Source organism: Paraclostridium tenue (assembly GCF_039521565.1).
Classification (GTDB): Bacteria; Bacillota; Clostridia; order Peptostreptococcales; family Peptostreptococcaceae; genus Paraclostridium; species Paraclostridium tenue.
Genome location: NZ_BAAACP010000014.1, coordinates 40,650 through 58,935 on the forward strand (window position 1 = coordinate 40,650; position 18,286 = coordinate 58,935).

The window sequence follows — 18,286 nt, forward strand, 5'->3', positions numbered from 1 at the left end:
TTTCGTTAAAAATCTAGAATTTTATTTAATATCTAGTATAAAATTCTATAATATAAACTTTTAGGAGGTAAGAACCGTGAACAAGGCTGAATTAGTAGCAAAAATGGCAGAAAAAAGTGAATTAACAAAGAAGGAAGCGGAAGCAGCATTAAATGCTTTCATGAAGTCTGTAGAAGAAGCATTAGTAGAAGGTGAAAAAGTTCAATTAGTAGGATTTGGAACTTTCGAAACTAGAGAAAGAGCAGCAAGACAAGGAAGAAACCCAAGAAACCCAGAAGAAGTTATAGATATACCAGCTTCTAAAGCACCAGTTTTCAAAGCTGGAAAGGGATTAAAAGATATAATAAATGGATAATTTTATTTATATTTAAAAGTGTGGATATTCCACACTTTTTGTGTATAAGGAGGATTAAAAATATGAGATTAGATAAATTCTTAAAAGTTTCAAGAATCATAAAAAGAAGAACAGTTGCTAAAGAAGCTTGTGATAAGGGGATTGTAACTATAAACGGAAAAATAGCAAAATCATCATCAGAAGTAAATGTAGGAGATTTACTTGAAATTCAATTTGGTGAGAAATTAATGAAATTTAAGATAAGAGAAATAAAAGAACATGTATTAAAAAATGATGCAAAAGAAATGTTCGAGATAATAGAATAAATTCATAATATCCCTCGTATATTTATATTAGGTTATTATAAACATTGAATATGGAGGGATATTATGGAACACAGTATAGAGTTAAAGAATAGGTCAAGTTTAACTATTTCTGGAGTAGAGCATATATACTCATTTGATGATAAAAAGGTAGCAATACGAACTACTTGTGGAGAGATGGTTGTGGATGGAGAAAATTTAGATATGAGTAAGCTTAGTATAGACGAGAAAGTTATTACTATAACAGGTACAATAGATGGTTTATGTTATAGTAAATCCAAAGACCCTCAAGAAAGCTTCTTTAAGAAATTATTTAAATAATGATACCATTCACACAAGATTTAGGTGCTTTTTTTGCTACAATATACGGTGGCATATTTATAGGAGTATTATTTGATCTATACAGAGCTTGTAAGAAAAATTTTAATGCAATTAAAATTTTCTCTCTATTCTACGATATATTATTTTGGATAATTGTTACAGGGCTTGTTTTTATAACTGTAAATGTTATAGAATCCTTTGATTTAAGATATTATCATTTTATTGCCTTATTTATAGGATTTTTTATTTACTATAATACATTAAGTAAAATTGTTTTAAAGGTTTTAAACAAGTTGATAGGCTTTGTTATAAATACTATAAAACAAATTTTGGTATACATATGCAAGATTTCGGTGAATTTGTATTACGTTATAATCTACTCAATACATTTTTTATTTGATACTATATTTTATATACCTAATTTAGTAATGAATATTTTAAAGTTTATACAAGTTAAATCAGGTAAGTTAAAAAAGGTTAAAAGTAAATCGTAGGGGGGGGGAGATTATGAACAAAAGAAAAAAATTTATAGGGCAATATATTGTAGTTGGTATGTTTTTATGTTTAGTTGGGATATCACTTATAGGAGGAGTTGCAACTCAAATTATTAAGTCAGCTAAATATAAAAACGATATAATTTGTTTAAAGGATGAAATAAAGAATACAGAGAAAGAAATAAAGAGTTTAAAAGAAGCTAAAAAGAAAATAGATAATGATAAATACATAGAAGAGATTGCTAGGAAAAAGTTGAAAATGGTTAAACCAAATGAAATAATATATTTAGACATAAATAGAGGAAGTAATTAAGATACTTCCTTTATTTATATCTAAATTTAAAGCTTTAATAGGAGGACAAGTTAATGAAAATAGGCGCTATAGATATAGGAACGAATTCTATGAGGTTATTAATAGCTGATTATATAGATGGAAGGTTACTTAATAGAGAAAAATTTATAAATACAACTAGAATAGGTCAGGGAGTAGATAGTAAAGGTTATATAACGGAAGATGCTATAAAAAGAAATATAAAGGCATTAAAAGATTTTTCAGAACTAGCATATAAAAAAGGGTGTGAGCATTTATATTGCATAGGAACATCTGCACTAAGAGATAGCAATAATAAGTTAGAATTTATAAATTTAGCTAAAAATGAAGTGGGCATAGATGTTGAAATAATAAGTGGGCAAGAAGAATCTAATTTAGGCTTTATGGGAGTTTTACAAGGATTAGAAGAGAGTGAAGAAGTATTAGTAATAGATATAGGTGGAGGATCTACAGAGTTTATTTTAGGAGGAAATAATGGTATAGAATTTTCAAAGAGTGAAAATGTTGGGGCATTGAGAATGACAGAAAAATTTTTAAAAGAAGATCCTATATGTAACGAAGAGTTTGAAATTATGAAAAAATTTATATCCAGTACTATAAGCGATACTTTAAACATACTAAAGAATAAAGAAATAAAGTCTATTGTTGGAATTGGAGGAACAATTACATCTGTTTCTGCAATGAATCAAGAACTAGAGACTTACTCTATGGAAAAAATTCATGGAAGTCAAATAAATCAAAAAGAATTAGATATTATTTTACAAAATTTAAAAAACATGACACTAAGTGATAAAAAAACATTAAAAGGTCTTCAACCTAAAAGAGCAGATATTATAACAGCTGGTGTAACAATATTAAATATAATAATGAAAAAATTAGAAAAACAAAATATTATAGTAAGTGAATACGATAATTTGGAAGGATTATTATGTCATAAAGCAAAAAAAATGTCTTAATATTATCATGGACTAGCTACTGATTATGACAAAAAAGATATCTCTCCTTTGTTACAATTTCAATATGAAAATAACAAGGGGAGGTTTTTTTATGGAAAGAAGTGTGGTATTTAGCAATAGAAAAATTGATTTAAAAAATAATATGAAAATTAACTTATCAGATTCTAATACAATAATTTTATGTTTAATTGGATTTTTACTTAGTAGAGCTATGGTAGTAGATAATATAGCACCTTTAGGTGTTGCATTTTTCTTATGTGTGTCAAAGCTAGATAAATATAGACTACCAGTTTTTATATCTACTTTAGCTGGTATACTACTTTCATTCAATCAAACATCTAATATTATAAAATATTCAATGTGTGTAATTATTATGCATTTTTTATCAAATAATATAAAAAACATAAAATCTATAAATAAAATTTCTATAATAGGTATGCTTATAATAATGCCGTTATCTATTGGACAAGCCGTAATATTTGGAAATTATATATATAATTTAAGTATATCATTAGTTGAATGTATATTAATGTTTGTTAGCATATACATTTTTTCTTATGGGGTTTCAATTATAAATAAAAGGGCTTCTAGAAAAGTCGCCTCTAGCGAAGAAATTGTTGCTTTAACTATAATTATAACTTTTAGCATAATGGGTATAGGGGATGTATCTATAATAGGAATATCCATTAGAAATATTTTATCAACTATGACAATATTAATATTATCTATAACAGGTGGAGCTGCATTAGGAGCTTCTAGTGGAGTAATAATAGGGTTAGTATATTTTATAAATAATATAACATCTAGTATGTATATGGGTATTTATTCATTTGCAGGTTTAATTTCAGGAGGATTTAATAAAGTTAATAAATATTTAAGTATAGCAGGATATATAGTAGGATGGAGTTTGATATATATTTATACATCTGGAGCGGGTTCAAATATAATGGAGATTAGAGATATATTCATAGCAAGTATATTAGTTATGCTTATACCAGAAGAATTTTTTAAAAAAATAGAGAAGTTTTTTAAGGGTAATGGTGGATTAAGTGATGGCATAGAGGATTATTTATCTAGAAGTAGAGAAATAACTAACAATAGATTAAGAGGAATGTATAAAACATATTCAGATTTAGCTAACACATTTGATAGGATAAGGGAGAAAGAAAAAATATTAGATCAAAAAGATATAGCACATATTATAGATATGGTGTATAGCGATGAATGCAAAAATTGTGGGATGAAAAGAAGGTGTTGGGAAACTAGGTTTAATTATACATATACAATGATGAATAGAATATTAGAATGTCTAGAGGAAAGTGGAGAAATTCAACTTGATAATATACCTAGTGATTTTAAAAAAGATTGTATAAAGCCAGAGAGTATTGTAAAAACTTCTAATTGTTATTATAAAATGTTTGCTTTAGATTATAGTTGGCAACAGAAGTTTGCAGAAAATAGAAAGCTAGTAGCAAAACAAATAAGATATATGTCTAAGTCAATTGAATGCATGGCTATGGAGTTGGATAGAGATATAAGATTTGATATGGAAATGGAAAAAAATATACTAGTTGAACTTGATAGGAATAATATAAGTGTAAAAAAATTAAATTATATATCTAAAGATGTTAATGATTTTGAAATTTTAATAGAAAAAGAAACATGTAGAGATGGTAGTTTATGTGAAAGAAAAATAGCTGGAGTTGTATCGGGTGTAGTAGGACAGGACATGGATGTTAACAAAGTAGGTTGCACATGTTTAGGAGATAGTTGCAAAATAAAATTATCTAAAAGACAAGAATATAAAGTTGTAACAGAAGTTTCTAATATGTCAAAAGATGGATATATTATATCTGGAGATAATTATACATATATGGAAATATCAGAAGGAAAATACATGATGGCAATAAGTGATGGAATGGGAAAAGGTAAAAAAGCTTATGAGGAATCATCAATAACTATAGATATATTAGAAAAAATGATGGATTCAAAAATAGATGAAGAGATAGTGATTGATACTATAAATAACATATTAATGCTTAAATCTTCTGATGAAATGTTTTCTACTTTGGATTTAGGTATTGTAGATTTAAATAAAGGTATATTAAATACTATAAAAATGGGAGCATGTTCAACTTATATAAAAAGAAGTAATGGAGATATAGATTTAATATCAACAGCATCATTACCTGTGGGTATTTTATCTGATGTTAACATAGAAAGAGATACTAGAAAGATAAAAGATGGGGATTATATAATTATGGTTTCAGATGGAATTATAGATGCAGGAAAAAATAAAAACTTAGGTGATAATTGGCTTATATATTTCCTTAAAAATCTGGACACATCTAATCCGAAAGATATATCAAATGAAATTTTAAATAGAGCGTTGGATATACAAAATAATAATATATATGATGATATGACAGTATTAGTTTCTAAGGTTTATAAACATTAAAGTAATAAATCCACAACTTATACACAAAATGTGGACTATATGTGAATAAGTTGTGGATATAAAATTATGAAAAATATGAAAAAAATCGTTGAAATTACAATATTCGACAATATTGTATAAAATTGATTTATATATAATATATAAAGTTTAAGATTATAAGTTTATAATAGCTAAAAAATATTAACAGTTTAACATAAAAAAAAGAAAAAAATGTTTATAACTTAGTATAAAATGTTGATAACTTATATAAAAAACATATAAATGAGATTGATTATGCTGTATAAATATTGAAAAATGCAAGTTTTATGCAATGAAATAGATGTTAATATGTTGATAACTGTGTTGATAACTTAAAAAATACTTATTTTGGTAAAGTTGAATAATATATATACAAAAAGCCATCCTAATACTAATAAACTTAGTGAAAGGATGGCTTTTTATGGGGAAAAATATTTATAAAATCATAACAATTGTAATTGTTGTTATATTATTTTCGACTATTGCTCTGAAAAAAGAGATTGATAAAAGTATAAAAATAGTTAATGAAAAGATAACTGAAACAATGAATGATACTATTGAAGAAGAAAAACCTAAAGAAGAAGTTAAGAAAAAAACTAAGTATACATCTTGGAATTTAGGAGATTTATATAAAAGTAATTCTGAATGGGAAAAAAGTTTAAAAAGCTTTAGCAAAGGGACTAGAGAACTTAAAAATTATTTGGGGAAAGTCACTAAATCGTCTAAACATTTATTGTACGCATTAAATATAAAAGAGAATTTAGATTCAGAAATTGAAAAATTATATTCGTACATATCTTTAAATAAAGATATTAATAAAAGATCATATGAATTTAATAGTATGGAGAAAAAACTAGATGAAATATATAAAGGATATAGCTCTATTTGCTCTGATTTAGAATTAGAAATATTAAAGCTTTCAGATAAGGAATTTAAGGATATTACAAAAAATAAAAAAATATCGGGTAAGTACAAAATATATTTAAGTGATATAAGGAGAAATAAAAAACACTACCTTAAGGCTAATGAAGAGGAATTATTAAATGGGGTAAGTGATATTTCAACATTGCCTAAAGATGTATATGAACTTTTTGTAAATATGGATAAAAAATCATCATTAAATCCATCACAATATTCTTTGGCACTAGAAAGTGAAGATAGAGAAACGAGAAAAAAAGCTTTTGAAAGTGAATCTTTATTATACAATGACAATATAAATATGTTATCAGGGTTATTTATAGGTCAGGTCAAAAAAAATATATTTTATTCAAATGCTAGAGGATATAAAAGCTCAAGAGAGATGTATATGTCAGGTGATAATATAGATACTAAAGTTTATGATGAATTAATAAGTACAGTTAATAAAAACTTAAAAACATTGCATAAATACGTTAGTTTAAGGAAAAAAGTTTTAAATTTAGATAAGGTGTGCTCATATGATATGTATACACCGATAGTAAATCCTGTAGATGAAAATATTTCATATGACAAGGCTCAAGGCATGATATATTCTGCTTTAAACCCATTAGGGAAAGAGTATGGAGATGTGATTTATAAAGCTTTTAATGAAAGATGGATAGATGTTTATTCAAATGATAATAAAGTTAGTGGAGCATATTGTTTATCATTATATGATACTCATCCATATATACTGACTAATTATAGTGGGAATTTGGATTCGGTATCTACTTTAGCACATGAGTTAGGACATGCGGTTTATGGATACATGAGTGCTAAAAATCAGAATTACTTAAACTCAAAACCTAGTATATTTACACATGAAGTTGCATCTATAACAAATGAGTCGTTACTTTATGAGATGTTAATAAAAAATTCTCAAAATGATAAAGAAAAAGCTTATTATATAACTCAATATTTAGATTTAATAAAAAATACATTATTTGTACAAACTATGTATGCAGAATTTGAGAATCAAATACATTCTAAATTAGAAAAAAAAGAAACTGTGAATGTTTTAGTATTAAATGATATATGGGGTGATTTATTAAAAAAATACTATGGAGAAGATTTTAATGTAGATCAATTGTCAAAGGTAGGTTGGTCAAAGATACCACATTTCTATAATAGTTTTTATGTATATAAGTACGCTACGGGTTGTAGTGCAGCTATAGCATTTTCACAAGATATATTAAGTAATGGAGCTGATAATTACTTAGATTTTCTTAAAAAAGGAGGGTCAAATTACCCTATAGAGTTACTAAAAGAAAGTGGTATAAATTTATATAGTAAGAAGCCGATAGAAAAAACGACAGATAAATTTAATAAGCTAGTTATGGAATTAGAAAGATTATTAGAAAATTAACAATAGAAGGAATTTATAAATAGTGGTAGAATATATTAAGGGCCCTTACAGAGAAGGGCTTTTAATATTGAAATCTGCTGTGTAATATACGAATAAAAATATATAATGTAAATTATTAATGAGGTGATAGCATGGCAAAGGTTAATGATAAAAAAACTACTAGAGTGATAGCTTTAGCTATTATAGGAACGTTAGTACTTTCTAGTGTTGCTAGTGTAGTAAGTTTATTTATAGGAATGTAAATTTAAGGAGGTATGATAGTATGAAACTATTTATAGATACTGCAAATGTAGATGAAATAAAAGAAATCAACTCATGGGGAGTTATAGATGGAGTAACAACAAATCCATCTTTAATAGCAAAAGAAGGTAGAGTTTTTGAAAATGTAGTAAAGGAAATAACAGAAATAGTAGATGGCCCTATATCTGCAGAAGTCATTTCTATGGACAGTGAAGGAATGATAAAAGAAGGTGAAGAATTAAGTAAAATACATAAAAATATAGTTATAAAAATACCTATGTGTGCAGAAGGATTAAAAGCTGTAGCAGCTTTATCAAAAAAAGGTATAAAAACTAATGTAACTTTAATATTCTCAGCAAATCAAGCTTTACTTGCAGCTAAAGCTGGAGCTTCATATGTAAGTCCTTTTGTTGGAAGATTAGATGATATAGGACAAGAAGGAATAATGTTAATAGAAGAAGTTGCTGAAATATTCAATATACATGGTATAGAAACAGAAATAATATCAGCTAGTATAAGACATCCTCAACATGTTTTAACATCAGCTAAAGCTGGAGCTGATATATCTACTATTCCATATAAAGTATTTAAGCAAATGTTAGGTCATCCTATGACAGATATAGGTATAGATAAATTCTTAAAAGATTGGGAAAGTGTACCTAAAAACTAATAAAAAAGACGATAATTTACGAATTATCGTCTTTTTTATGCTTATAAAAATCTATATAGTATACTAATTATTATTTTGATGTCTATAAATATTTACTATTTATTAAATGTGATATATAATTTTATTAAAGATTAACGAATTAGGGGAGATGAATTTTATGGACAGAAATTTAGCATTGGAGTTAGTTAGAGTTACAGAAGCAGCAGCTTTAGTTTCTTCGCAGTTTATGGGTAGAGGTGATAAAAACGGTGCAGATGGTGCAGCTGTAGAAGCTATGAGACGAGCATTTGAAACTGTGAAGATAGATGGTGAAGTTGTAATAGGAGAAGGTGAATTGGATGAAGCTCCTATGCTATATATAGGTGAAAAAGTTGGTATGGCAACTGAAGACAGTATGAAAGTTGATATAGCAGTAGATCCTTTAGATGGTACTACATTAATAGCAAAAGGACTACCTAATGTTATATCTGTAATAGCTATGGGTAAAAAAGGAAGTTTACTTAAAGCCCCTGATACATATATGAAAAAGATTATAGTTGGTCCTAAGGCAAAAGGATGTATAGATTTAAATGCAAGTGTTGAAGAAAACATAAAAAACGTTGCAAAAGCATTAAACAAAAAAACTACAGAAATGACTATAACAGTACAAGATAGACAAAGACATAATTACATATTTGAAGCAGCTAGAAAACTTGGTACTAGAATAAAAATGTTTGGAGATGGAGATGTTGCTGCAGGAATAGCAACTTGCTTTGATGATACTGGTATAGATATGCTTATGGGAATAGGTGGAGGACCTGAAGGTGTTATAACGGCAGCTGCTATAAAATGTATGGGTGGAGATATGCAAGCTCAGATATATCCTTTAAGTGATTCAGAGAGAGTAAGATGTCATGAAATGGGATTAACAGATGCTGATATAGATAAGGTATTATCACTAGAAGATTTAGCAAAAGGCGATGAACTTTTCTTCGCTGCTACTGGTATAACTGATGGAGATTTATTAAAAGGAGTTGTTAGTTTAGGAAATGATAGATTAACAACTAACTCGGTTGTGATGAGAGCAAAAACAGGAACTATAAGATTTGTTGATGCTATACATTCAGTAGATAAAAATGATATATTAACGGATTTAATGGGTAAATATAGTAGATAGAATTATCATAAAAATAAAACTATTTTGTATGAGTAGTTTTATTTTTTTATTTATTGACCATAATGCATAAATAGTGATAATATTAAAGTTAATTATTTAGTACAAATACTGGAAACTTTTCATTTGCACGCCTTTAATTTCCGAATAAAAACTGTAATTGTATTATGGAATAGGAGGGTTTTTTTGAATATAAAAGATATGAATTTAGATAATTTAAAAGATATGACTCTAGTGCAATTAAAAGAATTAGCTAAGGAACTAGGGATTAAGTCTATAAGTAAGTATAAAAAGAATGAGTTAATACAAATAATAAGCGAGTATAAAAATAAAAATATGATAGATAATAATAAAGAAGCAGAAAAACAAGAAGAAATTAAAAGTGAACAAAAACCTAGTGTAAATAAGCCAGAAAATAAAACCTATGAAAATAGAAATCAAAGACACAATCAAAGCTTTAATAGAAATTCTTATAGTGTAAAAGAAGTTGATGAAGCTAAGATTGTAGATGAGTTTAACACGTCTAAAGATGATGAAGTAATGGGAGTATTAGAAATATTACCAGATGGATTTGGTTTTTTAAGAGGACCTAACTACTTATCTACAGAACATGATGTATATGTGTCTCCATCTCAAATCAGAAGATTTAATATGAAAACAGGAGATAAAGTCAAAGGTATAACTAGGCATCCAAAAAGTGGTGAAAAGTTTAGGGCATTATTATATGTACAAAGAATAAATGATGAACATCCTGAAACAGCTACAAAAAGAAGAGCGTTTGAAACTCTTACACCTATATACCCAGAAGAAAAACTTAAATTAGAAAAATATCAAAATGAAATATCTACAAGATTGATAGATTTAATATCTCCAATAGGTAAAGGACAAAGAGGATTAATTGTTGCTCCGCCTAAGGCTGGTAAAACTATACTTTTAAAAAGTGTAGCAAATAGTATAGTTAAAAATCATCCTGAAGTAGAACTTATAGTCCTTCTTATAGATGAAAGACCAGAGGAAGTTACTGATATGCAAGAATCTATAGATGCTGATGTAATTTATTCTACATTTGACCAAGTTTCTAGTCATCATGTTAAAGTTGCGGAAATGGTTTTAAATAGAGCTCAAAGATTAGTTGAACATGGAAAAGATGTTGTGATATTATTAGATAGTATTACTAGACTTGCAAGAGCTTACAATTTAAGTATATCACCTACTGGAAGAACGTTATCTGGAGGTTTAGATCCAGGAGCTCTTCATGGACCAAAAAAATTCTTTGGTGCTGCTAGAAATATAAGACAAGGTGGATCACTTACAATATTAGCTACAGCTTTAGTTGAAACTGGTTCTAGAATGGATGATGTTATATTTGAAGAATTTAAAGGAACAGGTAATATGGAACTTCATCTAGATAGAAAATTAGCTGAAAAGAGAGTATTCCCAGCTGTTGATATATATAAATCTGGTACTAGAAGAGAAGATTTATTATTAACAGAAGAAGAAAAAGCTGCACTTTGGAAATTAAGAAAAGAAATGAGTAATAATTCAGTTTATGAAGTTACTGATAAAGTATTAGAAATACTAAGAAGAACTAAAGATAATGACGCGTTTATAAAGTATGTAAAAGAGGCTTTAAACTAATTAGAAAACTCTTGAACGCTAAATAATCTTATGTTATAATGGTGTAGTTGAATGATGAAAAACGAAAAGTTAATATAATTAATTTCGAAAAGTAAGGAGAAGAGGTGACAAATATGCAAAAAGATATACAACCAAAATACCAAGAAGTTGAAGTACGTTGTGCTTGTGGTAACACATTCGTAGCAGGATCAACTAAAGATGAAATAAAAGTTGAGATATGTTCAGAATGCCATCCTTTCTATACTGGAAAGCAAAAGAATATAGAAGCTGGTGGAAGAATCGACAAGTTCAAGAAGAGATTCAAAATCGACTAATAGTAAATACGGAGTTGGCTTGCCAACTCCTATTTTATTTATATAGGAGGATTAAGGATGTATAGACCTATTAATCATGGATACATAGAAGTTGTTATAGGGCCTATGTATAGTGGAAAAAGCGAGGAACTTATAAGAAGGTTAAAAAGAGCTAAAATTGCAAAGCAAAATGTTGTTGTTTTTAAACCTGTTATAGATGATAGATATAGCAAGGAAGATGTAGTATCTCATAGTGGATACACTATAAATGCTATTCCTATAAAAGATTCATCTGAGATTAACAAATATATAAATGAAGATACACAAGTTGTGGGGATAGATGAAGTACAATTTTTTGATGATAAAATAGTAGACATGGCTATTGAATTAGCTGATAAAGGAATAAGAGTTATAGCAGCAGGATTAGATATGGATTTTAAAGGGGAACCTTTTGGACCAACTCCAAGATTATTAGCAGTAGCAGAATTTGTAGATAAAATACAAGCTATATGTTCTGTTTGCGGGCAACCGGCAACAAGATCTCAAAGACTTATAAATGGAGAGCCAGCTAAATATGATGAGCCGATAATTCAAGTTGGAGCTGTTGAAAGTTATGAAGCTAGATGTAGAAAGTGTCATGTAGTCAAAAAATAATATTTAGATAGTAAACACCTTTTAGGTGTTTTTTCTTTATCTGTATAGTAATATTATATATATGATATTATAAATTGAGGTGAAGAGATGAAAAAACAAGCTGTGGGAGGCCAAGCTGTCATAGAAGGAGTTATGATGCAATCTAAGAATAAGAGGGCAATAGCTGTTAGAAAAAATGACGGTGAGATTATAGTAGAAAAAAAGAAAATAAAAAGCTGGATATCTGATAAAAATATAGATAAGATCCCTTTTGTAAGAGGAGCTTTTATATTAATAGAAACAATGATAGAAGGTATAAAAAGTATGAATTTTTCGTCCGAATTTTTTTTAGAAGATGATGAAAGTGAAGAAGGGGCTTTTGATAGAATTATAAATAAAATATTTAAAGATAAAGCTGGTGATGTATTAATAATAATTGCTTTGATTTTAGGATTATCATTGGCCACATTGTTATTTGTAATTACACCTACTATTATAGGAGGGTTATTTTCAAAATTAATAGAAAATAAATTAGCACTTAACTTAATAGAAGGTATCACCAGGCTATGTATTTTATTTATTTATATAGCTTTAATATCAAGAAATAAAGATATTCAAAGAGTATTTGAATATCACGGCGCAGAACATAAATCTATTTATTGTTATGAAAATGACTTGGAACTTACTGTAGAGAATGCTAGAAAATTTACTACATTACACCCTAGATGTGGAACTAATTTTTTATTTATTGTTATGTTTACATCTATAATATTATTTTCATTTTTTGGATGGCCAAATCCTATAATAAGGATAATTATGAGAATTATATGTGTTCCTGTCGTAGCAGGAATTTCGTATGAAATTATAAAATTGCTTGGGAAATATAATAATAAATTGACTAGATTTGTTGCTTATCCAGGTATGATGTTACAAAAATTTACTACTAAAGAACCAGATGATAAGCAATTAGAAGTAGCGCTAAAAGCATTGAAAGCTGTTATAGAGTAATAAAGGAGAAAAATATGACAATAAGAGAAATATTAATTAAATATATGGAAAAGCTATCAGATATAAGTGATACTCCAAAATTAGATACAGAAATCTTACTTCAAAAAGCTCTTGGAAATGTAGATAGGTTATATATACAATTAAATTTAGATAAAAAACTTAATAATGAAGAGTTAGTTAATTTTAACAAAATGATGGAAGATAGATTGAATGGAAGACCAATAGCTTATATAGTTAATAACAGAGAGTTTATGGGATTAGATTTTTATGTAGAAGAAGGAGTGTTAATTCCTAGACCGGACACAGAACCACTAGTAGAAGAGGTTATAGAACTTGCAAATAACAGGGAAAATTTATCAATAGTAGATATAGGAACTGGTTCAGGGGCTATAAGTGTCAGCTTAGCGAAATATATTAAAGGATGTCATATATATTCACTAGATATATCAGAGAAAGCTTTGAGTATAGGAAAACAAAATGCTGTAAGTAATGGAGTTGAAGATAAAATTGATTTTATAAAGTCTGATATATTTACAGGAATAGAGGATAAAGGTTTAATGCTTGATATAATAGTTTCAAATCCTCCATATATAAGAAAAGAAGATATAAAAACTCTTCATACACAAGTTAAGGATTATGAACCGTATATAGCACTTGAAGGTGGAGAAGATGGATTAGATTTTTACAGAGCTATAACGGAGCAATCTGTAAATTACCTAAAGAAAGAAGGTATATTAGCTTTTGAAGTTGGTCATGATCAAGCTAAAGATGTTTCTGACATTATGAGATCTTATGGATATGAGAAAATATACACTAAGAAAGATTTACAAGGAATTGATAGAGTTGTTATAGGTTTTAAACTATGATATAATCAACTATTGATATGTTACAAATAAAGAGGTGAAAAGTATGCTAAATAAATTAGAAGTACTAGAAGATAAATATAAAGAACTAAGCGAAAAAATAGCTGATCCGGAAATAATAAATGATCAAAAAGTTTGGCAAAAGTTTATAAAAGAACATGCTGAATTAGAACCAATAATAATGAAGTTCAGAGAATACAAAGATGTAATGAATAGTATAGCGGAATCAAAATCTATTTTACAAGAAGAATCAGATGAAGAACTAAGAGAATTAGCTAAAATGGAATTATCAGAAATGGAAGATAAAGTAGAGCCGATAGAAGCTGAATTAAAAATATTATTATTACCTAAGGACCCTAACGATGATAAAAACGTTATAGTTGAAATCAGAGGTGGAGCTGGAGGAGATGAAGCAGCTCTATTTGCTGGAGATTTATTTAGAATGTATTGTAGATATGCAGAAAGAAAGAGATGGAAAGTTGAGCTATTAAGTGCTAGTGAAACTGGTGTTGGTGGATACAAAGAAGTATCTTTCATGATAAAAGGTAAAGGTGCATACTCAGTTCTTAAATATGAATCAGGAGTTCACAGGGTTCAAAGAATACCATCTACTGAGTCTGGAGGAAGAATACATACATCAACTGCTACAGTTGCAGTATTACCAGAGGTAGAAGATGTTGAAGTAGAAATAAATCCAAATGACTTAAGAATAGATGTTTTCCGTTCTTCAGGAAATGGTGGACAAAGTGTTAACACTACTGACTCTGCAGTAAGGGTTACACATATACCAACAGGAGAAGTTGTATCTTGTCAAGATGGAAAATCTCAATTAAAAAATAAAGAACAAGCTTTAAAAATATTAAAAGCTAGATTATACGATAAAGCAGTAGCTGAACAAAATAAAGAAATATCAGCAGAAAGAAAGAGTCAGGTTGGTACAGGGGATAGATCTGAAAGAATAAGAACTTACAATTTCCCACAAGGAAGAGTAAGTGATCATAGAATAAACTTAACATTATATAAATTAGATGCATTCTTAGATGGAGATTTAACTGAAATGATAGATGCGCTAATAACTGTAGATCAAACTGAGAAAATGATGGCTTTATAATTTAAATAATAAAAAATCCCTATTACCAAGATAGGGATTTTTTGTAAGTAAAAATGCTTATTCTCTAGTATTGGAATAATGATAATTTGTTGTACATAAAATTAGAACAAGTTCAATAATACTAGGGGGGAGTCATATTGCTTGAAATAACATTGATAGGACTTATATCTGGCGTTATAGGCACAGGTATAGGTGGTATTATATCTACTGTTTTTAGAAAAAATGTTAATAGGTATTTAAGTTTTTGCATGGGTATTTCTGGAGGAATAATGCTAGCTGTAGTGGTATTTGATCTTCTTAAAGAATCCATGTCAGAGGTAGGGGTTTTTAGTACGATTATATTTGTATTTATTGGAGCTATAGCTACAATGTTAATAAAAAACAGACTAGAAGTTAAATCTGACCTTAATTCTGGATACCTAATATTTTTAAGCATATTGCTACATAATTTACCTGAAGGCTTGGCTATAGGTTCTTCATTTATAGCTACAGAGAATTTAGGATTAGCACTAGCTATTGTAATTGGTATACATAATATACCTGAAGGGTTGGCTATGGCATTAAGTTTAGTCGGGAGTAAGATGAGCACTGTTAAAGTTATATTGTTAACTATAATTGCAGGTATTCCTATGGGAATAGGAAGTTTTTTAGGTGCATATTTTGCTGATATGTGTACTTCTTTAATAGGGGTTTTTCTAGCTATAGCAGCAGGAACAATGATGTATGTAGTTTTAGAAGAAATATTTCCAACAACTAAATCTATGTATTCTATAATAGGTTTTTTAGTTGGGATTTTGATAGTAAGCTATATATAAACTAATATGGAAGGAAGGTATACTAATGATAAAGACATTAATAAGTAATATAGATGAACTTAATATAGATAAGGAAGAAATAAAAAAACATGCTGATTTATTAGCAAAAGGAAAAACAGTAATATTTCCTACTGAAACAGTTTATGGTTTAGGTGCTAATGCTTTAGATGAAGAAGCTGTAAAGAAAATATATGAGGCTAAGGGAAGACCTAGTGACAATCCTTTAATTGTACATATATATAATGAAAATGAAATTAATTCACTAGCAACAGATATAAGTGAACAAGCGAAAAAATTAATGGATGAATTTTGGCCAGGGCCATTAACAATGATATTTAAGAAAAAAGATATAGTTCCTCAAAGAACAAGTGGAGGGTTAGATACAGTAGCTATAAGAATGCCATCACATCCTATTGCTAGAGAAATTATAAGACAATCTGGAGTTCCTATAGCTGCTCCGTCTGCTAATATATCAGGGAGACCTTCTCCAACTAAAGGTGAGCATGTTTGTGAAGAAATGAATGGAAGAGTTTCTGGAATTATAGTTGGTGGAGACTGTGACTTTGGTTTAGAATCTACGGTTGTAGATATGACATCTGAAAAGCCGATGATTTTAAGACCTGGAAGTATAACTAAAGAACAAATGGAAGTTTTAGTTGGTGAAGTTCTTATTGATCCGTCTATAGAAGGGAAAGCAGATATAAAAAAAGCTAAAGCGCCTGGAATGAAGTATACGCATTATTCTCCTAATGGTGATGTATATATAGTAAGTGGAGAAGAAGAAAATGTAATAAATAAAATAAATAGCTTGATAGAAGAACAAGAAGCAAAGAACTTAAAGTGTGGAGTGATTTGTAAAAATAAAAATATAAATAAGTATAAAGGTCAAGTTATAGGGCTAGGAAATAATCTTGAAGAAGTTGGAAGTAACTTGTTTAATTCATTAATAGAAATGGACAAAAAAGGTATAGATGTAATATATTCAGAAGCTTTTTCTAATACTGGAGTAGGACGAGCTATAATGAATAGACTAATGAAATCTGCTGGATATAAAGTAATAGAAGTATAAAGTTTTAAATTATGTAAAAAATTAAACAAAAATGATGCGAAAAATGTAAAAGTTTAGTATAATATAAAATTAAGTATAAATCTATTCATACAAATTATTGGAGGTATTAGGACTATGAAAATAGGTTTAGGTAGTGATCACGGTGGATACAATTTAAAAGAAGAAATTAAAAAACACTTAGCTTCAAAAGGAATTGAAGTTATAGACTTTGGAACTGAAAATGGAGTAGATTCAGTAGATTATCCAATATATGGTGAAAAAGTTGCTAAGGCTGTTATTAGCAAAGATGCAGATTATGGCATATTATGCTGTGGAACTGGTATAGGAATATCATTAGCAGCGAATAAAGTAAAAGGAATTAGATGTGCCGTTGTTTCGGATACATTCTCTGCTAAAATGTCAAAAGCTCATAACAATGCAAACATGCTGTCTTTAGGAGAGAGAGTTATAGGAAAAGGTTTGGCATTAGAAATAGTTGATGCATGGTTAAACACTGAGTTTGAAGGTGAAAGACATTTAAGAAGAGTTAATATGTTAAATGACATAGAACAAAATAATTAGGAGGCTTATACAATGAATAAAGTAGTAGTTGCAGATCATCCATTAATACAACATAAGTTAACTTTAATGAGGGATAAAAATACAGGATCTAAAGATTTTAGAGAACTTTTAACAGAAATAACAATGCTGATGGGATATGAAATAACAAGAGAGTTACCTCTAGAAGAGATAGAGATAGAAACTCCAGTAGTTAAAACCAAAGCTAAAGTTATAGCAGGTAAAAAATTAGGTATAGTACCCATATTAAGAGCAGGTCTAGGAATGGTAGATGGACTTGTAAACTTAGTTCCAGCAGCTAAAGTTGGGCATGTAGGATTATATAGAGATCCTGAAACTTTACAACCAGTAGAATATTATAGTAAATTCCCACAAGATATACATGAAAGAGAAATGATAGTAGTTGACCCGATGTTAGCAACTGGAGGATCAGCTATTGCTGCTATAGATGTATTAAAAAGAGATGGAGCTAAAATTATAAAATTAGTTAATCTAGTAGCCTCTCCAGAAGGAATAGCAGAAGTTCATAAATATCATCCAGATGTAGATATATACGTAGCAAGTATAGATGAGAAATTAAATGATCATGGATATATAGTTCCTGGATTAGGAGATGCTGGAGATAGATTATTCGGCACTAAGTAATTAAGAATAAAAGGTATCTATAAAACATATAG

General features: G+C 28.4%; 20 protein-coding genes. All 20 read left to right on the forward strand.

All coding sequences use genetic code 11. The features are described from left to right. Positions 1 to 76 precede the first annotated feature (76 nt). The 20 genes from ABFX13_RS11230 to upp all read left to right on the forward strand — a co-directional run bounded on the left by ABFX13_RS11230 (position 77) and on the right by upp (position 18,254). Positions 77 to 355, forward strand: a complete 279-nt coding sequence (locus ABFX13_RS11230; RefSeq protein ID WP_147547760.1) for an HU family DNA-binding protein — start codon at positions 77 to 79, stop codon at positions 353 to 355. A 62-nt stretch (positions 356 to 417) separates the two neighbouring features. Beyond that, a complete protein-coding gene (locus tag ABFX13_RS11235) occupies positions 418 to 660 on the forward strand; it encodes an RNA-binding S4 domain-containing protein (protein ID WP_346046006.1) in 243 nt (80 codons plus the stop codon). Between the two features lie 63 nt (positions 661 to 723). Further along, complete coding sequence (gene yabP, locus ABFX13_RS11240) at positions 724 to 978, forward strand: sporulation protein YabP (protein ID WP_346046008.1); 255 nt, start codon at positions 724 to 726, stop codon at positions 976 to 978. Continuing rightward, on the forward strand, positions 978 to 1,472 hold the full coding sequence (gene yabQ / locus ABFX13_RS11245) for a spore cortex biosynthesis protein YabQ (RefSeq protein ID WP_346046010.1): 495 nt from the start codon (positions 978 to 980) through the stop codon (positions 1,470 to 1,472). The genes yabP and yabQ overlap by 1 nt, the downstream gene beginning before the upstream one ends. A 13-nt stretch (positions 1,473 to 1,485) precedes the next feature. Further along, on the forward strand, positions 1,486 to 1,785 hold the full coding sequence (locus ABFX13_RS11250) for an FtsB family cell division protein (RefSeq protein WP_346046012.1): 300 nt from the start codon (positions 1,486 to 1,488) through the stop codon (positions 1,783 to 1,785). 53 nt (positions 1,786 to 1,838) lie between these two features. Then, entirely contained in the window at positions 1,839 to 2,759 is a 921-nt protein-coding gene (locus ABFX13_RS11255; RefSeq protein ID WP_346046014.1) for a Ppx/GppA phosphatase family protein, read from the forward strand. Between the two features lie 91 nt (positions 2,760 to 2,850). Beyond that, on the forward strand, positions 2,851 to 5,217 hold the full coding sequence (gene spoIIE / locus ABFX13_RS11260) for a stage II sporulation protein E (protein ID WP_346046016.1): 2,367 nt from the start codon (positions 2,851 to 2,853) through the stop codon (positions 5,215 to 5,217). 439 nt (positions 5,218 to 5,656) lie between these two features. Beyond that, entirely contained in the window at positions 5,657 to 7,558 is a 1,902-nt protein-coding gene (gene pepF / locus ABFX13_RS11265) for an oligoendopeptidase F (protein ID WP_428833877.1), read from the forward strand. 262 nt (positions 7,559 to 7,820) lie between these two features. Further along, positions 7,821 to 8,468 carry a fructose-6-phosphate aldolase gene (gene fsa, locus ABFX13_RS11270; RefSeq protein ID WP_346046018.1) on the forward strand — a complete coding sequence of 216 codons (648 nt, stop codon included), beginning with the start codon at positions 7,821 to 7,823 and terminating at the stop codon, positions 8,466 to 8,468. A gap of 157 nt (positions 8,469 to 8,625) precedes the next feature. Beyond that, positions 8,626 to 9,624: a class II fructose-bisphosphatase gene (glpX, locus tag ABFX13_RS11275; RefSeq protein ID WP_346046021.1), complete on the forward strand. Its 999-nt coding sequence runs from the start codon at positions 8,626 to 8,628 to the stop codon at positions 9,622 to 9,624. 198 nt (positions 9,625 to 9,822) lie between these two features. Beyond that, on the forward strand, positions 9,823 to 11,259 hold the full coding sequence (gene rho, locus ABFX13_RS11280) for a transcription termination factor Rho (protein ID WP_346046077.1): 1,437 nt from the start codon (positions 9,823 to 9,825) through the stop codon (positions 11,257 to 11,259). A gap of 113 nt (positions 11,260 to 11,372) precedes the next feature. After that, on the forward strand, positions 11,373 to 11,573 hold the full coding sequence (rpmE, locus tag ABFX13_RS11285) for a 50S ribosomal protein L31 (RefSeq protein WP_025161269.1): 201 nt from the start codon (positions 11,373 to 11,375) through the stop codon (positions 11,571 to 11,573). Positions 11,574 to 11,630: 57 nt separating this feature from the next. After that, positions 11,631 to 12,206, forward strand: coding sequence for a thymidine kinase (locus ABFX13_RS11290; protein ID WP_187006811.1), 576 nt, complete (start codon positions 11,631 to 11,633; stop codon positions 12,204 to 12,206). 87 nt (positions 12,207 to 12,293) lie between these two features. Beyond that, positions 12,294 to 13,193, forward strand: a complete 900-nt coding sequence (locus ABFX13_RS11295) for a DUF1385 domain-containing protein (protein WP_346046025.1) — start codon at positions 12,294 to 12,296, stop codon at positions 13,191 to 13,193. 14 nt (positions 13,194 to 13,207) lie between these two features. Next, a complete protein-coding gene (prmC, locus tag ABFX13_RS11300; RefSeq protein ID WP_346046028.1) occupies positions 13,208 to 14,059 on the forward strand; it encodes a peptide chain release factor N(5)-glutamine methyltransferase in 852 nt (283 codons plus the stop codon). A gap of 43 nt (positions 14,060 to 14,102) precedes the next feature. Further along, positions 14,103 to 15,167, forward strand: a complete 1,065-nt coding sequence (prfA, locus tag ABFX13_RS11305; protein ID WP_147547747.1) for a peptide chain release factor 1 — start codon at positions 14,103 to 14,105, stop codon at positions 15,165 to 15,167. Positions 15,168 to 15,304: 137 nt separating this feature from the next. After that, a complete protein-coding gene (locus ABFX13_RS11310; protein WP_346046030.1) occupies positions 15,305 to 15,982 on the forward strand; it encodes a ZIP family metal transporter in 678 nt (225 codons plus the stop codon). A 28-nt stretch (positions 15,983 to 16,010) separates the two neighbouring features. Next, positions 16,011 to 17,051, forward strand: coding sequence for an L-threonylcarbamoyladenylate synthase (locus tag ABFX13_RS11315; RefSeq protein WP_487047215.1), 1,041 nt, complete (start codon positions 16,011 to 16,013; stop codon positions 17,049 to 17,051). Between the two features lie 114 nt (positions 17,052 to 17,165). Beyond that, on the forward strand, positions 17,166 to 17,612 hold the full coding sequence (gene rpiB, locus ABFX13_RS11320; protein WP_346046035.1) for a ribose 5-phosphate isomerase B: 447 nt from the start codon (positions 17,166 to 17,168) through the stop codon (positions 17,610 to 17,612). A gap of 12 nt (positions 17,613 to 17,624) precedes the next feature. Continuing rightward, positions 17,625 to 18,254, forward strand: a complete 630-nt coding sequence (upp, locus tag ABFX13_RS11325) for a uracil phosphoribosyltransferase (protein ID WP_187527913.1) — start codon at positions 17,625 to 17,627, stop codon at positions 18,252 to 18,254. Positions 18,255 to 18,286 lie beyond the last annotated feature (32 nt).

Excerpts from the sequence above, each read along its gene's own strand:
- ABFX13_RS11250 (WP_346046012.1), top strand. The coding sequence starts at position 1,486 with ATGAACAAAAGAAAAAAATTTATAGGGCAATATATTGTAGTTGGTATG.
- rpiB (WP_346046035.1), top strand. The coding sequence starts at position 17,166 with ATGAAAATAGGTTTAGGTAGTGATCACGGTGGATACAATTTAAAAGAA.
- upp (WP_187527913.1), top strand. The coding sequence starts at position 17,625 with ATGAATAAAGTAGTAGTTGCAGATCATCCATTAATACAACATAAGTTA.
- fsa (WP_346046018.1), top strand. The coding sequence starts at position 7,821 with ATGAAACTATTTATAGATACTGCAAATGTAGATGAAATAAAAGAAATC.
- rpmE (WP_025161269.1), top strand. The coding sequence starts at position 11,373 with ATGCAAAAAGATATACAACCAAAATACCAAGAAGTTGAAGTACGTTGT.
- yabQ (WP_346046010.1), top strand. The coding sequence starts at position 978 with ATGATACCATTCACACAAGATTTAGGTGCTTTTTTTGCTACAATATAC.
- ABFX13_RS11295 (WP_346046025.1), top strand. The coding sequence starts at position 12,294 with ATGAAAAAACAAGCTGTGGGAGGCCAAGCTGTCATAGAAGGAGTTATG.
- prmC (WP_346046028.1), top strand. The coding sequence starts at position 13,208 with ATGACAATAAGAGAAATATTAATTAAATATATGGAAAAGCTATCAGAT.
- ABFX13_RS11290 (WP_187006811.1), top strand. The coding sequence starts at position 11,631 with ATGTATAGACCTATTAATCATGGATACATAGAAGTTGTTATAGGGCCT.
- spoIIE (WP_346046016.1), top strand. The coding sequence starts at position 2,851 with ATGGAAAGAAGTGTGGTATTTAGCAATAGAAAAATTGATTTAAAAAAT.
- ABFX13_RS11255 (WP_346046014.1), top strand. The coding sequence starts at position 1,839 with ATGAAAATAGGCGCTATAGATATAGGAACGAATTCTATGAGGTTATTA.
- yabP (WP_346046008.1), top strand. The coding sequence starts at position 724 with ATGGAACACAGTATAGAGTTAAAGAATAGGTCAAGTTTAACTATTTCT.
- pepF (WP_428833877.1), top strand. The coding sequence starts at position 5,657 with ATGGGGAAAAATATTTATAAAATCATAACAATTGTAATTGTTGTTATA.
- glpX (WP_346046021.1), top strand. The coding sequence starts at position 8,626 with ATGGACAGAAATTTAGCATTGGAGTTAGTTAGAGTTACAGAAGCAGCA.
- prfA (WP_147547747.1), top strand. The coding sequence starts at position 14,103 with ATGCTAAATAAATTAGAAGTACTAGAAGATAAATATAAAGAACTAAGC.
- ABFX13_RS11235 (WP_346046006.1), top strand. The coding sequence starts at position 418 with ATGAGATTAGATAAATTCTTAAAAGTTTCAAGAATCATAAAAAGAAGA.
- rho (WP_346046077.1), top strand. The coding sequence starts at position 9,823 with ATGAATTTAGATAATTTAAAAGATATGACTCTAGTGCAATTAAAAGAA.